13 protein-coding genes and 4 pseudogenes are annotated in these 17,782 nt (G+C 61.2%); 10 read left to right on the top strand and 7 right to left on the bottom strand.

Features of this window, described 5'->3' with window-relative positions; all coding sequences use genetic code 11:
- Positions 1-11: 11 nt before the first annotated feature.
- The gene (gene scpC, locus D3Y57_RS00260) at positions 12-1,532 is read left to right on the top strand and encodes a succinyl-CoA:acetate CoA-transferase ScpC (RefSeq protein ID WP_121150289.1); all 1,521 of its coding nucleotides are present in this window, start codon (positions 12-14) and stop codon (positions 1,530-1,532) included.
- Between the two features lie 252 nt (positions 1,533-1,784).
- Here the strand turns inward: scpC and D3Y57_RS00255 are convergent.
- Positions 1,785-2,843: pseudogene (locus D3Y57_RS00255) on the bottom strand (IS1182 family transposase); the annotation flags it as partial.
- Here D3Y57_RS00255 and D3Y57_RS20530 point away from each other — a divergent pair.
- From D3Y57_RS20530 to D3Y57_RS00220, 9 genes and pseudogenes are all read left to right on the top strand, one after another.
- A complete protein-coding gene (locus tag D3Y57_RS20530) occupies positions 2,724-3,134 on the top strand; it encodes a hypothetical protein (RefSeq protein ID WP_488349811.1) in 411 nt (136 codons plus the stop codon). The pseudogene D3Y57_RS00255 and the gene D3Y57_RS20530 overlap by 120 nt on opposite strands.
- 199 nt (positions 3,135-3,333) lie before the next feature.
- Positions 3,334-3,840 (top strand): annotated as a pseudogene (locus D3Y57_RS20525) (FtsW/RodA/SpoVE family cell cycle protein); the annotation flags it as partial.
- Positions 3,841-4,116: 276 nt separating this feature from the next.
- Complete coding sequence (locus D3Y57_RS20520) at positions 4,117-4,713, top strand: hypothetical protein (RefSeq protein WP_239025702.1); 597 nt, start codon at positions 4,117-4,119, stop codon at positions 4,711-4,713.
- Positions 4,626-5,888 (top strand): pyridoxal-dependent decarboxylase, encoded by a 1,263-nt coding sequence (locus D3Y57_RS00245; protein ID WP_239025701.1) that lies wholly within the window; start codon positions 4,626-4,628, stop codon positions 5,886-5,888. Before D3Y57_RS20520 ends, D3Y57_RS00245 begins: the two co-directional genes overlap by 88 nt.
- A 63-nt stretch (positions 5,889-5,951) precedes the next feature.
- Positions 5,952-7,471: pseudogene (gene gadC / locus D3Y57_RS00240) on the top strand (glutamine/gamma-aminobutyrate antiporter GadC).
- Positions 7,468-8,163 carry a MarC family protein gene (locus D3Y57_RS00235; protein WP_121150287.1) on the top strand — a complete coding sequence of 232 codons (696 nt, stop codon included), beginning with the start codon at positions 7,468-7,470 and terminating at the stop codon, positions 8,161-8,163. The pseudogene gadC and the gene D3Y57_RS00235 overlap by 4 nt, the downstream one beginning before the upstream one ends.
- The gene (locus tag D3Y57_RS00230; protein ID WP_239025698.1) at positions 8,160-9,131 is read left to right on the top strand and encodes a transporter family protein; all 972 of its coding nucleotides are present in this window, start codon (positions 8,160-8,162) and stop codon (positions 9,129-9,131) included. The genes D3Y57_RS00235 and D3Y57_RS00230 overlap by 4 nt, the downstream gene beginning before the upstream one ends.
- Positions 9,132-9,251: 120 nt before the next feature.
- Positions 9,252-10,823 carry an oleate hydratase gene (locus D3Y57_RS00225; RefSeq protein WP_121150284.1) on the top strand — a complete coding sequence of 524 codons (1,572 nt, stop codon included), beginning with the start codon at positions 9,252-9,254 and terminating at the stop codon, positions 10,821-10,823.
- Positions 10,824-11,001: 178 nt separating this feature from the next.
- Positions 11,002-11,271: pseudogene (locus D3Y57_RS00220) on the top strand (catalase/peroxidase HPI); the annotation flags it as partial.
- 202 nt (positions 11,272-11,473) lie between these two features.
- Here the strand turns inward: D3Y57_RS00220 and D3Y57_RS00215 are convergent.
- The 6 genes from D3Y57_RS00215 to D3Y57_RS00190 all read right to left on the bottom strand — a co-directional run bounded on the left by D3Y57_RS00215 (position 11,474) and on the right by D3Y57_RS00190 (position 17,781).
- The gene (locus D3Y57_RS00215; RefSeq protein ID WP_121150282.1) at positions 11,474-12,148 is read right to left on the bottom strand and encodes an NAD(P)H-dependent oxidoreductase; all 675 of its coding nucleotides are present in this window, start codon (positions 12,146-12,148) and stop codon (positions 11,474-11,476) included.
- Between the two features lie 304 nt (positions 12,149-12,452).
- Entirely contained in the window at positions 12,453-13,226 is a 774-nt protein-coding gene (locus D3Y57_RS00210) for a PRC-barrel domain-containing protein (RefSeq protein ID WP_162986834.1), read from the bottom strand.
- 232 nt (positions 13,227-13,458) lie between these two features.
- The gene (locus D3Y57_RS00205; RefSeq protein WP_121150280.1) at positions 13,459-14,607 is read right to left on the bottom strand and encodes an alkene reductase; all 1,149 of its coding nucleotides are present in this window, start codon (positions 14,605-14,607) and stop codon (positions 13,459-13,461) included.
- 114 nt (positions 14,608-14,721) lie between these two features.
- A complete protein-coding gene (gene adhP / locus D3Y57_RS00200) occupies positions 14,722-15,819 on the bottom strand; it encodes an alcohol dehydrogenase AdhP (RefSeq protein ID WP_430738979.1) in 1,098 nt (365 codons plus the stop codon).
- Between the two features lie 40 nt (positions 15,820-15,859).
- Positions 15,860-16,333, bottom strand: a complete 474-nt coding sequence (locus D3Y57_RS00195) for a TorF family putative porin (protein WP_121150278.1) — start codon at positions 16,331-16,333, stop codon at positions 15,860-15,862.
- Positions 16,330-17,781, bottom strand: coding sequence for an NAD(P)(+) transhydrogenase (Re/Si-specific) subunit beta (locus D3Y57_RS00190; protein ID WP_121150276.1), 1,452 nt, complete (start codon positions 17,779-17,781; stop codon positions 16,330-16,332). Before D3Y57_RS00190 ends, D3Y57_RS00195 begins: the two co-directional genes overlap by 4 nt.
- Between the last annotated feature and the right edge of the window lies 1 nt (position 17,782).

Below are 17,782 nucleotides of genomic sequence, written 5' to 3'. Positions count from 1 at the left end.
TCACTCAATCAATGCGAAACACCGGCAACCGCATCCAGTGCGACGCGCTCCGTTCCAAAATCACCGATGCCGATACCGCCGCCGCATTTATCACGTCGGGCAGCACGGTGGGCTTAAGCGGGTTCACGGGGTCGGGTTATCCCAAGGCCGTGCCGCTGGCACTGGCCGCGCGGATCGACGCCGAACACGTGGCGGGCAACCCGTTCAGGGTCCGCGTGTGGACTGGGGCATCGACCGGTCCCGAACTCGATGGCGCATTGGCCAAGGCGGACGGCATCGAGTTTCGCCTGCCGTATAATTCAGATCCGATCGCGCGCGAAAAAATCAATCGCGGTGAGATGGAATATTTCGATATGCACCTGAGCCAGGTCGCGCCGATGGCGTGGCAGGGGTTTCTGGGGCCGCTCGATACAGCCGTCGTCGAGGTGTCGGGGATACGCGCGGACGGTTCGCTGATCCCGTCGTCTTCGGTCGGCAACAACAAGACGTGGCTCGACCGCGCGAGCAAGGTGATCCTTGAGGTCAATCGCTGGCAGAACCCCGCGCTGGAGGGGATGCACGACATTTATTACGGTACGGCGCTGCCCCCGCATCGCGTGCCGATCCCGCTGATTCGGCCCGACGACCGCATCGGCGAGGCGTATCTGCGCTGCGATCCGGCAAAGATCCTCGCGATCGTCGAAACCGACGCGCCCGACCGCAATCTGCCATTTGCCGCGCCGGATGCAGCCGCGCACCAGATCGCCGGGCATCTGATCGAGTTCTTCCGGCATGAGGTTGCCAAAGGACGCTTGCCCGCATCGCTGTTGCCGCTGCAATCCGGGGTCGGCAACATCGCCAACGCCGTGCTGAGCGGTCTGGTCGGTGGGCCGTTCGAGGACATGACATCGTACACCGAGGTCATTCAGGACGGGATGCTCGACCTGCTGGATTCAGGAAAACTGCGCATGGCGTCGGCCACCGCCTTTTCGCTCAGTCCCCAAGCGGCGGCGCGGCTGAACGCGGACATGGGCCGGTATCGCGAAAAGATGATCCTGCGCCCGCAGGAAATCAGCAACCACCCCGAACTGATCCGCAGGCTTGGCTGCCTTGCCATGAACGGGCTGATCGAGGCGGATATCTACGGCAATGTGAACTCGACACACATCATGGGATCGCGCATCCAGAACGGCATCGGCGGGTCGGGCGACTTTGCGCGCAATGCCTATGTGTCGATCTTCATGACGCCATCGACGGCCAAGGGCGGCAAGATTTCAGCCATCGTACCGCAGGCCAGTCACGTCGATCACATTACGCAGGATGTGCAGGTGCTGGTGACCGAACAGGGGCTGGCGGATTTGCGCGGATTAAGCCCGAAACAACGCGCGGCGGTGATTATCGCGAATTGCGCGCATCCGGACTATCGACCTGCGCTGGCCGATTATTACCGCCGCGCGCTGATCGGTTCATACGGCCAGCAGTCGCCGTCGCTGCCGGGCGAGGCGTTGTCGTGGCACCAGCGATTTATCGATACGGGGACGATGAGGAGGTAGACGGCCGAGTGTTATCGGCAGTTCGTCGCAAAATAACATGCGGTCACCAGACCGGCATGATTGTCTGCAATTGCGGCAATCTTGATGGAAAGGGGTCGTTCCTCTTACGGCCAGCCTTCCTCATTTACCGGCATCGCTTGACGCGATCTGTGAACGTCTGCTTCCGACCCAGGCTGTGTGAAAACGCGATCGGCACATTGTGCGCGGGCCATTCGCTATGAAGACATTGGGTCTTATGGTTCAAAAGGGGCCTCAGCTTGCGACTGCTTTCACGATTGCCTTGCTACCCATGATGTTGGGCACCCGCGTCAGGTTATAGGCTAAAACATGGAGCGCCATTTCGGTTGAAACACGCGGCTTTGTCTTTGTTAGAAAGTGGGTGGAGCCCATGCGAGCTTTGAAAGTGCCAAAGGGATGCTCCACCGTCTGGCAGCGTATGCGCATGGCATCTGGATTGGCATCGAGGCGTTTCTGCATGGTTTCGAGGACGGCCTTGTGCTTCCATCGGGTGACGCGCCGTTCCTTTGCCGGTGTGCATTGAGCCTTGATCGGACATTTCGGGCAAGCACTCGTCCGATATCGGCTCACTGTCAGACCCGCTTCCACATTGGTGTACCGATAGGTCAGCATGTTGACGGCCGGACAGCGATAAACGTCTCGCTCGGGCAGGTAGACGAAGTCCGCTTTTCCGAACCGTCCCTCCGCCTTGGCACGAGAGGTCATCGGTTTCGGCAGGGTCACAGTGATGCCGGCCTGTTCGCTGGCCAGTATCTCTTCGCCGGAGAAGTAGCCGCGGTCGGCCACCACATCGAGCCGTTCTGCCTCCAGAACTGCTTTCGCCTTTTTCGCCATGCCGCTCAACTTTGCTCGGTCGGTGCCGACGTTCGTGACCTCATGTGTGACGATGAGGTGATGCTCGGTATCGACAGCAGCCTGCACATTATAGCCCACAACGCCCGTTCCGCGTCCGCTGCTCGACATCGATCGCGCGTCAGGATCAGTCAGCGATATTTGGCGGTCTGGTGACGCCAGCATCTGCGCTTCCAGTCCATCGAGGCGCTCCATCTCTTGTTCGAGCCTCGTGATCTTCTCCTTGAGCCTGTCCCCCTTGGCCACCAGCACATCCGTCGGCTCCTGCCGGTCGGCGGTATCCAACTGGGCCAGATAGCGAGCAACGCTTTCCTCGATCTGTTGACGCCGGCGCTCCAGTTTGGCTTTGGTGAAGTTGCGATCCCGGTTGTTCACGGCCTTGAACTTGCTGCCGTCAATGGCGATGCTTGCGCCCGCCAGCAGCCCCATTTGGCGGCACAGCAATTTCATTTTCTGCTCCGACAGGTCGCGGACAATGCGCTGATGCAACTCGCGGGAATTGTTGGGATCTGGCTTACCTATCCGCTGGTGCTGATAGCGGTGTTCAGCCAGTTCAGCGCTGCGGTCGCTGATGCGATCAGTGGATCTGGAAGTCTCATCGAGGTTTCTCGGCGCACGCTTTCCAAGCGCACGACTTACCTCCTCATCTGCAGCTTTGCCATCGCGCTGTGCAGTGCCTCGTCGGCATCGCAGTCTCGAAAAAGCTCGGAAACAAAGCGCTCTTTTGCCTGATCGCGCTAATCCTGGCGTTCGTAACCGCATTCGCCACGCCTGTCGGGTAACCACGACAAATATCGACATTCCGACTGCGCGGCCCGCAAGCGCATGGATTAAGGGTCGACGGGAAACTTTGGGCTCAGGTGGCGAGGCCCTTGGAGCCGCAATCGGGGGCGCCGCTTGCGAGCTGCGCGTCATTCGAACAGCCTGGGGGATGCTTCACGATTATTAGAAAAACCGCATCCTTATTGTCCTGAACCCAGAGAGCGACCCGCTGGGCACCGTTACTACCTGACACTGTTCAAAAATCGCGATCGGGTCGGGCGGCGTATTCGGCAAGGGCTTTCTTCAGGGCACCCAAAGTCATCTCGAATACCTGCCCGAGTCACATACCGACTTCATCTTCGCCACCATGATGGAAGAATGGGGCATGGTCGGGGGCGTCTTAATCCTGCTCACCTATGGCTATCTCGTCAGGTGGGGAACGAAGGTTACATCGCATAGCCCTTCAGTGTTTGGGCACCTGGCAGCGGCCGGACTGGCCTTCACACTGTTCCTTTATGTCAGCATCAACATAGCGATGGTCATGGGTCTCGCACCTGTCGTGGGCATCCCCCTGCCCCTGCGTTCATATGGGGGTTCGGCAATGATGACTGTTCTGATCCTTTTGGGCATCCTGATGTCCATTAATCGGGAAAAACGCGCTGGCGCAGGGTTGTAACCTTCTGCTCAAATGGGTCGGATATGGCTAGAGTCGTCAGCTGCGCGATCAATATGACAACGTGATCGGCGCAACAGCTCGGCGCCTGACCGGACCCACCGCTGGCGCGGCGGGTCCCGCGCTAATTCCAAGAGTTCAGTGCCCAGCAGGGGCTGGACTGCGCGCTTTGGGTTGGCTCCGCCCAGCCCCTGCTGAGTAGATTCCGAGGCTACCGCGAGAACTGCGATATGTCGATCAGAGGCCTTGCCCGCCCTTCGACCATCAAAGGTACTTACCATGCACGACCGGACTCACGCCGCCGCCGCCATTGTGCACGCGTCATCAACCGAGAGCGACTCTGAAACTGCGTCGTCGGTAGCGAAGACTCCAAAATGGGCAAACTACCACGCCAAGATGGCAGGTGAATTTCCCTCGCCTTTCCGCGGCGACGACGATCCTCTCGCGCGCCAGATCAACAAGTTCGTCGAGAAGCTCGATATGCTGCGTCCCGAGAAGGGCGGTCCCGCATTTCTCGGCAAGAGCCCGGCGCTGACCTATGCCTATCCCGACGTCAAGAACATTACAGTTCCACAGGCGATGGGGGATCTTGACCAGGTGCTCGACGATGTGGTCGGCCTGTTCGAGGGCGCGCCCAATTGGGGCAACCCGCTGACGATGTGTAACGTCATCCCGCAGTCCAATACCGCCGCGGTCGTTGCGTCGATGCTGTCGCAGGTGTTCTCCGCCAATATCCTGGAGGGGAATATGCCTGGAACGTCCATCGTGCCGAGCTGGAGACGGCGGGCATGGTCGCGAACATGTTTGGCTGGACTCCGGTCAACAGCGGCGCGATCTACACTTATGGCGGCGGTGGCTGCTGGACCTACGGCCTGAAATACGGCCTGACGCGGGTGCTCAAGGATTCGCGCGAAAAGGGCGTGCGGACGGACGCCAAGGTAATTTGTTCGCAGCAGGCGCATTACGTGCAGCAGAACGCGACCGACTGGCTCGGCCTCGGCATGGACAACATCGTCCACGTCCGCACTGATGTGGCGACCAACCAGATGGATCTCGTCCATCTCGAGGAATTGCTGACCGATTTTGCCGCGCGCGGCATCCCGGTCGCGACCGTCGTCTGCACGATGGGCACAACCGACGCGAGCGCGTTCGATCCGATCGGCTTGGTCCGTGAAGTGATGGACCGCCACCCCAATCCCGAGGGCTTCGGCAAGGCGGTATTATATGCCGATGCGGTCGTCGGATGGTCGTGGATCTACTTCAAGGACTATGACTTCGAGGCCAATCCGCTCGAATTCTCCGACCGTATCCTGCCCGTGCTGCGCCGCAATGGCGAGGCGATGCGCGAGCTTGAATATGCCGATTGCGTCGGGATCGATTTCCACAAGGTCGGCTGGGCGCCCTATGTCAGCAGCTGCTTCCTGTACCGCGACGCGACCGAATTCGAGTCGATCCACCGCCGCGGCGCGGACGCCTATCTGCAGGCGCGTACGCCGTATAACCCGATGTATTACACACTCGAAGTGTCGCGCACCGCATCGGGCTCGCTCGCGGGTTGGGCGACGCTCAAATATTTCGGCAAGGAAGGGATGCAGGCGATCCTCGGCGGCATCCTCGAGACCAAATATTACCTCTACGATCTCATCCGCAGCCATCCTGACATGGTCTGCGTCAACCCGGACGACACCGGGCTGATAACGCTGTTCCGGGTCTATCCCGAGGGCGTGGACGCGCAGGTGCAATTCGGTCGCGAACTGAGCGATCCTGCGCTGCGCAGCGACCTGATCAAGCATAACCATCTGACCGAAGCGGTTGGCAACAAGCTGTTCGAATGGTTCCGCTCGGGCAAGCAGATCGACGGTAAGTACACGCCGTATATGAGCTTCAGCACGGGCTTCCGCGACGCGACCTATAATCGTGACGGGACCGACGAAGAAGCCGTCGTCTACGCGCTGAAGTCGTTTCCGATGAACGTTTTCATCACGCCCGAGACGATGCAGTGGGCGCTGCACTGCGTCGCGGCAGCCCGCGACGAAGTGCTCAAACGGTAACCCTTCGTTCGATCTCTGCGCCGTCGACCATCGTCGGCGGCGCCCCCTTTCAAGGCTGTTTGCATGACCGAGCGCTCGCTCCCCGCCTCCGTGCCCGGCGGCAAGCCCAAAGCTACGGGGTGGCTCGCCCATGGCGGCCAGACCAAGCCACAGCCCAAGATCGTAATCGGCATGATCGCCTTTGCGATCATGAACGTGACCACGATCGTCAGTCTCCGCGGCATGCCGGCCCAAGCCGAATATGGCATGGCGTCGATCTTCTATTATCTGTTCGCAGCGATCGTGTTCCTGGTGCCCGTATCGCTGGTCGCGGCCGAACTCGCCGCGACATTCCCCAAACAGGGTGGCGTGTTCCGCTGGATCGGCGAGGCCTTCGGCCCGCGCTGGGCTTTGCCGCGATTTATTATCAATGGCAGGCAGTGGTGATCTGGTTCCCGACCGTGCTGATCTTCGCCGCGGCCGCGCTCGCCTATATCTGGTGGCCGCCAGCGTTCGATCAGGCGCTGGCCGACAACAAGCTCTACACGATCGTCATTCTGCTTGCGGTCTATTGGTTCGTCACGCTGTTCACCTTCCGCGGCATGGCGGCATCGACGCGGTTGAGTTCGCTCGGCGGCCTGTTCGGAACGATCATCCCCGGCGCGATCCTGATCGCGCTCGGCGTGGCCTATGTCGCGAGCGGCAAGCCGATGCACCTCGATTTGCATGACAGCCTGATCCCCGACTTCAGCGATTTCCACAACATGGTGCTGGCGGCGAGCGTCTTCCTCTATTTCGCGGGCATGGAGATGCAGGCAGTCCATGTGCAGGACCTAAAGAATCCGACACGCAGTTATCCGCTGTCGGTGCTCATCGCTACGGTGATGGTCGTGGTGATCTTCGTGCTTGGCACGCTCGCGGTTGGCGCAGTCGTTCCGCGCGAGGCGATCGACATCAACCGCGGGCTGCTCGTCGCCTATAACGAACTGTGGGCGGCGTTCGGTCTGCCGTGGCTAGGCAATGTGATGGCGGCGATGCTGGCGTTCGGCGTGCTCGGCCAAGTCAGCGTAATCGTCGCCGGGCCTTCGACCGGGCTGCTTGCGGTCGGCAAAGCGGGATATCTCCCGCCTCTGCTGCAAAAGACCAACGCACACGGCATTCCGGTTGCGATCCTGATCCTGCAAGGCGTGCTGGTCACACTGTTGTGCGTCGCTTTCACGGTGCTGCCTTCGGTCGAATCCGCCTACCAGCTGCTCAGCCAGATGGCGACGATCATCTATCTGGTCATGTACGTCCTGTTGTACGTCGCCGCGATCCGGCTGCGGTACAGCCAGCTGGACCGGGAGCGGCCGTTCCGCATCCCTGGTGGCAATGTCGGCATGTGGCTGGTCGGCCTGTTGGGGCTTGCCGGGGCGCTCATCGCGCTGGGGTTCAGCTTCATTCCGCCGGCACAGATCAGCACGGGCAGTCCGGTACTCTACGTCGGCACGCTGGCGATCGGATCGGTGGTCTTCCTCGCCATCCCGTTCGTGATCTACGCGTTTCACAAGCCCGACTGGAAAGCGGCAGGTTCCGACTTTGAACCGTTCGAGACCGCGGCGTGAGTGCGATTGACACCACTGCGCTGGTGAGGATGATCATCGGCCTGTTCGCGATCACGGCACCGATCGCAGTCCTGCCGCTGTTCGTGGCGGCTACCGCAAGTCAGACACCCGGGGACCAACGTCGCACCGCGCTGATTGCGGCGGCGACCTATGTCGTCGCGGGGATGCTCGCGCTGTTTGTCGGTAATGCCGCGCTCGGCGTCTTCGGGGTCAGCGTCGCCGCCCTGCGCGTGGCGGGAATGGCGGTGATCGGCGTGATCGGATGGCAAATGCTGAATGCGCCGACCCCAACCGAAGCGACGCCGGTGCGCAGCCATCACCACCGCGCGTCGAACACGCACGTGCCGGTCGCGACGGATAGGACTGTCGCGCCGTCGCCCACATCGGTCGGAATCCTACCGTTGGGGTTTCCGATCTATGCCGGACCGGGGGTGCTGTCGGTCATCATCGCCTGGGGGAGCGGCAACCGGCCGGTCTATCTCGCCGCGATGGTCGCTATCCTCGCGAATGCGTCGATCATCGTCGCGCTCAATTTTCTTGCTGCTCCGATCACGCGCGTGATCGGAGAAAAGGCTCTGCTGATAACTGAAAAAGTCTTTGGTCTGCTCGTCGTCGCGATCGCAGTCGGCGGCATGGCGAGCGCGCTGGTCGTCCTGTTCCCAGGTCTTGGCGCAGCGGGTTCTGCGCGATGAAGATCAGGCGCGCGGCGCAGACGCTTCTCGCGCTTTGTACGCTGGGATTGCCGGTCGCGGGAATGGCGCAGGACGCTGATATCGCTGTTCGAAACCAATGGTTCACTGGCTCGCTCGAGGCATCGTCGCCAGCCTTGTCGACGGCGGGGACGCTCGCGATCGAACCCTATCTCATCTACAAGATCGATACCGGAAAATATGACAATCAGGGCCATCGCCATCCCGGCGGCGACGGCGTTCATCAGATGCAGTCGGTGACGGTATTCAAATATGCGCTCACCAATCGGGTGAGCTTTCAGGCGCTACCGACGTTCGTCCGCGTGACCGATGGTCATGATCCGCGCGGTTCCGGGATCGCGGATCTGCCGCTCGAGCTGGAATATCGACTGAAGGACGAGAATGGCCGAACCGGATCGCCCTCGATCACCGTAAGCGCCGGCGTCGTGCTGCCGATCGGTCGATACGATCATCTGACGACCGGGCTTGATGGCCTTGGCACGGGCACGATGCTGGCAAAGCAGGGCATCGTTGTCGAATCCCTGTTCGACACCAAGGGGGGGCACCCGGTTCGGATCCGCCTTTTCGCCTCCGTAACCGAGGCCTTGGCGTCGGCGGATGTTTACGACCTGAGTGTTTATGGAACGACGGACGGGTTCGCTGGTCACGCCGCTCCCGGTGTGTCCGTGCAGGTTGGTGTGGCCGCCGGCTATGCGCTCGACCAGCGCTGGGTCATTGCGCTCGATCTGGTTCGTAGCGATATGGGCCGGTCGCGCCTAACGGGCGTGGATTCCAGCGGTACAGCGCTACGAACCACGGGTCAGCGCGCATCCCGAACAATTCTCGCTCCCGCGCTGGAATATAATTGGTCGGCCCGCGCCGGGCTCATCGCGGGGGTCGAGGTGTCCGTCGCGGGCCTAAACACACCGTCCTACGTTGCGCCCCAAATAGCGATTGCCTTGGCGTTTTAGCGTTCGACGGGTCGTTGCCACGATAATAGCCGAGGTGCGGGTCGTGAGTAATTTCCGACGCTGCGCGCTCCGCAAGATCGGCGCTACCGCGGAGTCCTTTGGGCAAAGGATCGTCATCGCATGAGCAGCTACACATTCATCGGCAGCGGAATCGCCTCGCTCGCGGGAGCGGTCATCCTGCTGCGCGATGGCGACGTTGCGGGCAAGGACATCACGATCCTCGAGGAAAGCCACCAGACCGGGGGCGCCTTCGATGCGCATGGCTCGGCGGAGGACGGCTATTTCATGAGCGGCAGCCGCATGTTCGAGGCGATGTATCAATGCACCTTCGATCTGCTCGACGGCATACCCTCGGCGACGGACCCGACAATTTCCGTGACCGCAGAAACGAACCGGGCCGCGAAGATGTGGCCGTGGGATAACAAGGTCAGGCTGGTCAATCTGGACGGTAGCGTGCCCGACGCACACACCATGGGATTTACCGAGCGCGACCGGATCGACCTGATCGCGCTGATCGGCGAGCCTGAAAGCCTGCTCGACGACAAGCGCATCACCGACTGCTTCGAGCCGCATTTCTTCGAGACCAATTTCTGGATGGAATGGTGCACGCTGTTCGCGTTCGAACCGTGGCACAGCGCGATCGAGTTCCGCCGCTATTTGCGTCGGTTCGTCCACCATTTCTCGACAATCGACGTTCAGCACGACATCTATCGCACTGTCTACAATCAGTATGACAGCATAATCGTGCCGATCGTCACCTGGTTAAGGGACCGGGGTGTCCAGTTCCGGCACGGCGTCCGTGTCGAGGATCTGGGGTTCGCCGCGGGCAACGACGCGCTGACCGTCACCAGCATATCGACGCTGACCGCTGATGGCCCGGCCGCGATCCCGGTCGCGCCTAGCGACCTGGTGTTCGTCACCAACGGGTCGATGACCGCGGACAAGGCATTCGGGTCGATGACCGAGGCCCCCGGCCTCGATGCGACCAACCATTCGGGCGCGTGGAACCTGTGGGAAAAGCTCGCGCAAGGTCGCCCTGCCCTCGGTAACCCGGCTGCCTTTAACGGGAATGTTCAAGAGAGTTCGTGGATCTCCTTTACCGTCACGGTGAAAGACCCGTTGTTCCTGCAGTTGATGGAGCGCTTCAGCGGCAGCGCGGCCGGGACAGGTGGGCTGATCACCTTCAAGCAATCGGCCTGGCTGCTGACTTTATCGATCTATCATCAGCCGTTCTTCCCCGATCAACCCGAAGGTATCGCGGTTTGGTGGGGTTACGGCCTGTTCCACGATCGCCCCGGCGACTACGTCAAGAAGAAGCTGGTCGACTGCACGGGCGCGGAGATCCTGGAGGAAGTGCTGGGCCATCTGCGTTTCAGCGCGCCCGACAGCGCGGCGGTCCTCGCTGCCTCAAACTGCATCCCCTGCGCGATGCCCTACATCACCAGCCAGTTCATGAAGCGCAAAATGGGCGACCGGCCTCTAGTGGTGCCGATCGGATCGACCAACCTAGCCTTTCTCGGCCAATATGCCGAGCAGCCCGACGACGTGGTCTTCACGGTGGAATATTCGATCCGCTGCGCGATGACCGCGGTCTACACGCTGCTCAAGCTCGATAAGGCGCCGCCGCCGGTCTATAAGGGGCTGCACAGTCCCAAGGTGATCGTCGATGCGATCCGGACGCTCCACCGATAGTGCGGATACCGCCGAACCGCGACGCGATGTCGCGGCGATGCGGGCACGTCTGTGCCTTGCGCGGTCGGCATTCCGTCTTTGGCCGTTCGTTCGCAGCCGGCAACGGCATGCCTGTCCAAGACACCAGCCTCCCGAGTTCGCGCAGCCGCCGCGGACTTCAGCTTGAAAGGATAGCATCATGCTCGATATCAAAACCTATAAGACCAACACCGCGAGCTTCCAGATGGCAGGCAAATGCCCGTTTGGCGGCGACCGCATTGGCGGCACGCTCGGCACTCCGCCGACCTTGTCAGACTGGTATCCGAACCGGCTCAAGGTCGAACAACTTCATTCGAACGGTCCGCAAGCCAATCCGCTGGGCGACGATTTCGGATATGCGGCGGCGTTTGAGGGCCTCGATCATGCGGCGCTCAAGCAGGATATCAAGACGTTCCTGACTTCGTCGGTGGCAAGCTCGGGTTGTCAATGCAGCTCTTGCTCATTGTAAGCCTCGCTTCACCAGCCCGTAGCTGTTGTCGTCACGCCGCGCATTCGAAGGTTGTCGTCGTTTTTTTTGGCAAGCGTTTATGCACAAAGTGCCTTCACTTTTGTGACCGATACACCGCCGGCAAATTAACAGTTTGTCGCCCATCCAGTATCAACCCGCTTTGTCAGCTCGCCTCTCGGCGATTATTCGTGTCGCCAGCAAGCGCCAGAGCGAGCTCTTCGCAAATCCGTTTCGCCTCTTCCTCGACTTCGTAAAAGTCTTGATGGGCGAACCGATCGGTCAATTGCGACGTGATATGCCCTAGATGCATGTGCTTCTGGGAATGCATGCCAAAGCCAGCCACAAGGTAGCGGTCAAACACATCGCGAAGCGCTTGCACCTCGCCCTGCTCGTCGAGCCAAATTGTCGTTGCTGCAGATGTTGTAAAACTGAGCAGCCTTTTCCCCCCGAGCAGGTCACTGACGTCGTGTCGTTGTATCGCCTCCGGGTCGACGCCGGCGCCTAGAACCCTTTCGACATAGCCCTTCATCATCGCTGGCGGCGAGCCAAACCAGACCGGGTAGATCAGTACGAAAATATCACTGCCGCTGAGCATCGCGAGCTCTCGTTCGACATCGGCAGAACGCTGGAAGCCAGGAATCGTTGGTCGTTCGGACGCCTTTAGCACCGGGTCGAAACCCATCGCATAGAGGTCGCGAAAAATGACGTCCTGGCCTGCCGCGCTGACCGCGGCGCAATAGGTATCCGCGATCGATCGATTGAAACTATCGGGATCGGAGTGGCAAAGCACAACGACATGGCGTCCCACTTGGGTTGTTGACGAAATCAGGAGCGTCATGTCGATTTCCTTGGAGCTGAAGCGGACCCGTTCGTGAGTATCCCAGGCGTCGGCCGTGCTAACGATATGGTTCTCGCGCTACGGCCCGTCGCGTTACGGTGGCGAGCACCGCTCTTCTTTGCTTCCTCAACCGCTAGCGTGGCTTGGCGTGGTCTTGCGGTCGTGCCGCGGCTCTTTCGGAGGGAGCCGCGCGGCCAATCGTGGCCGGGCCGCAACGTTTCAGGAATGGCTACGATCGTCACGCTCGAGGTCGAGCGCGGTAAGCCGACCATGCATCCAACCGTACGAATTCCGCCGAATGATATCAGACCGGCTCAGGGACCCGTCGGCCATCATAATAGCCGTGGTACTGATACTCGTAAGCGCGGTCGATGGCCTCTGATCCGTCATACGCGGGACTGTGTTTGACCGTCTCGCGGTCAACATCGAGGTTCACCATTCGGTCCGACCAGCTCGTCGATTGAATGGAGCGCGGCGAGATCAGAACCTTCTTTCCGGGCCACCAGTTGCGCGTGTCCACGACCAAGTAGCGGACGCTCCAGTCCCCGTCCTCGAGCAGAAAGTCGGCAACGTGCCCGATCTCACCATCACGTGCATGGATGTGGTAGCCAGTCACCTCTTTGACGCTGCGCAGGTGCCTATCGCCGCGCGCGCGATCTGCATCTCCTGTGCCGCGCTCATTTGAACGAGATCCAGGGATGTTGGGGGCGAAAGGACCTCCAGCGCAGCCGGAGCCGCCCATGTAGAAGCCAGTGTACCAATAAGGGCTCCAGCCATAATAATCGTAGAGATCGGTTTCCATCTGACCCGAGACCGGCTCGTCGGACTGGACGTCGGGACTGTCCTTCACCTGCTGCTTGGTCAAGTTGACTGCCAGTTGATGGCCGATGTGATTGACATGGCTGAGTGCCGACGGCGGAAGCAGCACCTTACGGCCCGACAGGAAGGTTCCGGTGTCGATGACCAGCCAGCGAACCCGCCAGGAAACCTCGTCAAACAGTAAGTCGGTGACCGAGCCAATTTGACCGTCACTTGCGCCAACGGTGTAACCACTGATCTTCGAAGTATGTCTCAACATAGCAGGTCTCTCACGATTTAAGGACAGCGAGCCGAGATCATAATCCGGCGCGATCCGGCGTGTGCAGGGCCGGAATCTACTCACAACGCGCGTCGGCAAAGCGTTAGACGGGCTGACCAGCTCCAAGATCAACGCTGCCCGCGTCTCCACCCGTCACTGGAGCGTGTAATCAGGACGGCCGTGCCGCGGTCCAAAGGACTTGCCCTGTCACACCGGCTGTTGCCGGTCAGATTCACGTAACCGGACTTGGCGCGGGCTCGCTTGGCTTTTGAAGCTGATCGAGTGTCGGATAGTCGGTGTATCCATGGGCACCGCCGCCATAAAAAGTTGCGGCTTCCATCAGCGGATTGAGCGCTGCGCCTTTTCTGAAACGCTCCACCAGATCCGGATTGGCGAGCAACAGCCGGCCGAAAGAAACCAGATCCACGCAGCCGCTGGCAACGGCGTCGCTCGCCATCTGGCGGTCATAGCCATTGTTGACCATCCAAACGCCTTTGAAGCGATCGCGCAGCGCAGCATAATCAAATGGGAGGCTGTCTCTCGCCCCACCGGTTTCTCCTTCGACCACATGCACATAGGCCAGACCAAGGGGGTTGAGCCGATCGACGACATGTTCAAACAGCGGCTGGGGGTCGCTGTCATGAGAGTCCCCTGCCGTCGAGACCGGTGAGATCCGAATACCAAGCCGGTCTGCGCCGATTGCGTTCGCACAAGCCTCGGTCACCTCAAGAAGGAGTCGCGACCGGCGTTCAATTGATCCGCCATAGGCGTCCGTCCTGTGGTTCGTACCATCGCGCAGGAAGGCGTCGAGCAGATAGCCGTGAGCACCGTGCAACTCGACACCATCGAAGCCTGCTTCGAGCGCTCGTGTCGATGCATATCGGAAGTCTTCCACGATGCCAGGGAGTTCCGCCAGTTCGAGGGCGCGGGGCATCGAGCAGTCGACAAAGCCCTGCCCAGCTACAAACGTCTTGGTGTTGGCCCGGATCGCGGAGGGACCAACGGGTGCCTGGCCATCCTTCTGAAAGCTCGTGTGCGAAACCCGCCCGGTATGCCAGAGCTGTACGACGATCTTGCCGCCTTTGGCGTGGACCGCATCGGTTACCGTTCGCCAGCCGGCGACCTGCGCGTCGGTGTAACAGCCCGGAGTGCCGGAATAGCCTTGCGCCTGCGCAGAGATCTGTGTCGCTTCGGCGATGATCAGGCCTGCGGATGCGCGCTGACTATAATATTCGGCGGCGAACGGGCTGGGCACAAGGCCTGGGCCAGCGCGGTTGCGGGTCAACGGCGCCATTACGATGCGATTGGCCAGGCGAAGGGCACCAACCTCGGCAGGTTCAAATAGCGCATCGGGTTTACGGTGCTGATACGTTCGGGACACAGCTCATCTCCGGGCCTGTTGGCCATTGTGTGAATCACAGTCGGCGCGGCCGTCAGGCAACATGCCGATACGACCCACTCGGGCGCGCATTGCGGCCGACTGGGATGCATGGGATCAGGCGTGGACAGGGACGGCTGGCTTCGCCGCCCTGGCTTCATCGGCAATTTTGTCGCTTTTCGTGTCGGTGAAATCGAGCACGACGCGAGACGGCACGTCGCCATGCTCGAGCCGCTCGAAGATCGTGTTGATCGATGCGAGCGGCTGCAGTTCGATATCTGCCTTGACCTTGCCTTCGGCCGCAAATTGCAGGCACTCGGCCATGTCTATCCGGGTACCGACGAACGACCCGCGGATGGTGATGCAATTCGCAACGATATCGAACAACGGCGTTGGGAATTCGCCCGGCGGAAGACCGACGAGCGCGCAAGTGCCCCGCTTGCGTGTCATCTCGATCCCCTGCTTGAACGCCGGCAACGATGGCGCCGTAATCAGCACCCCGTGCGCGCCGCCGCCGATCGCCTTCTTGAGGACCTCGCCTGGGTTCTGCGCCCGGGCGTTGATGACCATATCGGCGCCGAGCCGCGTCGCATGGGCGAGCTTCCCGTCATCGATGTCGACCGCGCAGACGTGCAGGCCCATCACCTTTGCATATTGGATCGCGAGATGGCCAAGGCCGCCGCACCCGGAAATGGCGATCCATTCGCCCGGGCGGGCTTCGGTTTCCTTGATGCCCTTGTAGGTCGTGATCCCGGCGCAGATCAGCGGGGCCGCCTCGGCCGGGTTTAATTCCTTGGGGATATGTGCGACGTAATTGGGGTCAGCGAGCACATACTCGGCAAAGCCGCCATTCTGGGTATAACCGCCGAATTTTGCTTCGGCACACACGGTCTCCCATGCCGACAGGCAATATTCGCAGTGACCGCACGCGGAATAGAGCCATGGCACGCCGACCCGATCGCCTTCTTTTACGATCGTGACCCCGGCGCCGAGCGCAACGACGATGCCGATCGCCTCGTGCCCCGGAATAAACGGCGGTGTTGGTTTGAGCGGCCAGTCACCCTTCGCCGCATGAAGGTCGGTGTGGCAGACCCCGCAGGCCTCGGTCTTGACGAGGATCTGGCCGGGCCCGGGCAGGTGGACGGCGCATTCCTGCAGTTCCAGCGGTTTGCCGAAAGCGGTGACGACAGCGGCGTGCATTGTCTTGGGAATCATGACGCGTTCCTTAGTTGGGGGACGATTGTGCGGATGAGGCTCAGAATCCGAGCTTTGCCGAGGCGACCAGATGGCTGCGGTAGAGCCTGCCGAAGTCGTGCGCGCCGATGTAGCCGTAGCGGATCGCCCCGACATCGACGTCGAAACCGGCCAGCGATGAGGCCCATCCGGCGGACAGGTCATATTCGACGTCGATGCCGTTCCGAAAATCGACATTCTCTCCGCCTGCAGCGACGTAGAAATGATCGTAGTTGATCTTGGCACCCGCGAAGACGGCGGGACCGTTTTCCGTCTGGCTCACGCCCCGAAAGATGTAGTCCGACGCGCCGGTTACGCTGACGCTCAGCACCGGCGGCGGCATTGGCACGTTCGTCTGTTCAGGCATCACGATCGCGGTGTCGGCGCCGCGCACTTGCGCCTGCGCTGTGGATGCGCCGCCTGCTAGCATCGCGAGGGCTGCGAAGGATAGCGCCACACGCCCGAGCGCGCACGTCCCTGACGTGCGGGCGATCATGCCGCCGCCGCCCCGAGGCCGCGTACGGCTTCGATCATCTTGATCAGCACCGCCTGCGCGTCGCCGTACACCATGTCGCAATTAGGTTTGTAGAACAGCGCGTTGACGATACCGGAATAGCCTTTGCCCTGTCCGCGTTTGATGACGTAAACCTGCTTGGCCATGTCCGCGTTGAGGATCGGCATACCGAAGATCGGCGAGGATTTATCGGTGCGCGCCGCCGGATTGACGACGTCGTTGGCTCCGATCACCAGCACGACGTCAGTGGTGGCGAAATCGGCGTTGATGTCGTCGAGCTGGAAGATGAGGTCATAGGGCACGCCGGCCTCAGCCAGCAGCACGTCCATCTGTCCCGGCATTCTCCCGGCAACGGGATGGATCGCGAAGCGGACCTGCACCTTGGCGGCAAGCAGCAGCTTGACGAATTCATAGAGCTTCTGCTGCCCCTGCGCGGCCGCCAGACCATAGCCCGGCACGATGATGACGCTGCTCGCATAGCGCATCTGGATGCCCGCGTCGGACGCCTGCGTTTCGCGCTCCGTGCCGGCGACGGCGCCCGGCTTCCCCTTGGCGGGAACCTCGCCGAAGTTTGAGAAGAGCACGTTGGCGACCGATCGGTTCATCGCCTTCGCCATCAGCAGCGTGAGGAGCAGGCCCGCCGCACCGACCACCATGCCGGCGATCATCAGCGCGGGATTGCCAAGCACATAGCCTTCGAACCCAACAGCAAGCCCCGTGAAGGCGTTGTAGATCGAGATCACGACCGGCATGTCCGCGCCGCCGATCGGCAGCGTCATCAGGACGCCGAATAGCAAAGCGAGGCCGAAGAAGATCAGGATCCAGGTAGCAACGGGCAGCACTGGTGGCACGCCGCTGAATGCGGTGAACACCATCCATCCGCCGACCGCGAGCGCGGCAACGAACACGACGCCGTTCAGGGCGCGCTGGCCGCCGAACCGCAGTGGAGCGCCGAGCACACCCTGAAGCTTGGCCCAGGCGATCACCGACCCCGACATCGAAACCGCGCCGATCAGCGCGCCGAGCAATGTCACGACGAGATGCGTGGTCCCGGTCGCGCGGTTCCCGAACAGTTCGACCGCGGCGATGCCGCCCGCCGCCCCGCCGCCCATGCCGTTATAGATCGCCACCATCTGAGGCATGGCGGTCATCGCGACCTTTCGGCCGACGATCCATGCAAAGCCACCACCGATCGCGAGTGCGACGATGGCGAGTACGAGGTTAACGATCAGATGCGGTCGCGCCGCAGCGTCGATCGTGAACACATAAAGGAAGCTGACCAGCACGGCGGCGACCATGCCGATGCCTGCGACGCGGATGCCCGAGGCGGCAGTTGCCGGCGACGACATGCGCTTGAGCCCGAAGAGGAACAGGAAGGCCGCGACTAGATCGGTCGCGCCTATCGCGATTTGGGAGATGATGGCGAGCATG

Origin of the sequence: Sphingomonas paeninsulae, from assembly GCF_003660165.1 — a bacterium.
GTDB lineage: Bacteria > Pseudomonadota > Alphaproteobacteria > Sphingomonadales > Sphingomonadaceae > Sphingomonas_O > Sphingomonas_O paeninsulae.
Note: the sequence above shows the minus strand (reverse complement) of the source record. Positions and strands in the feature narration are given on the sequence as shown.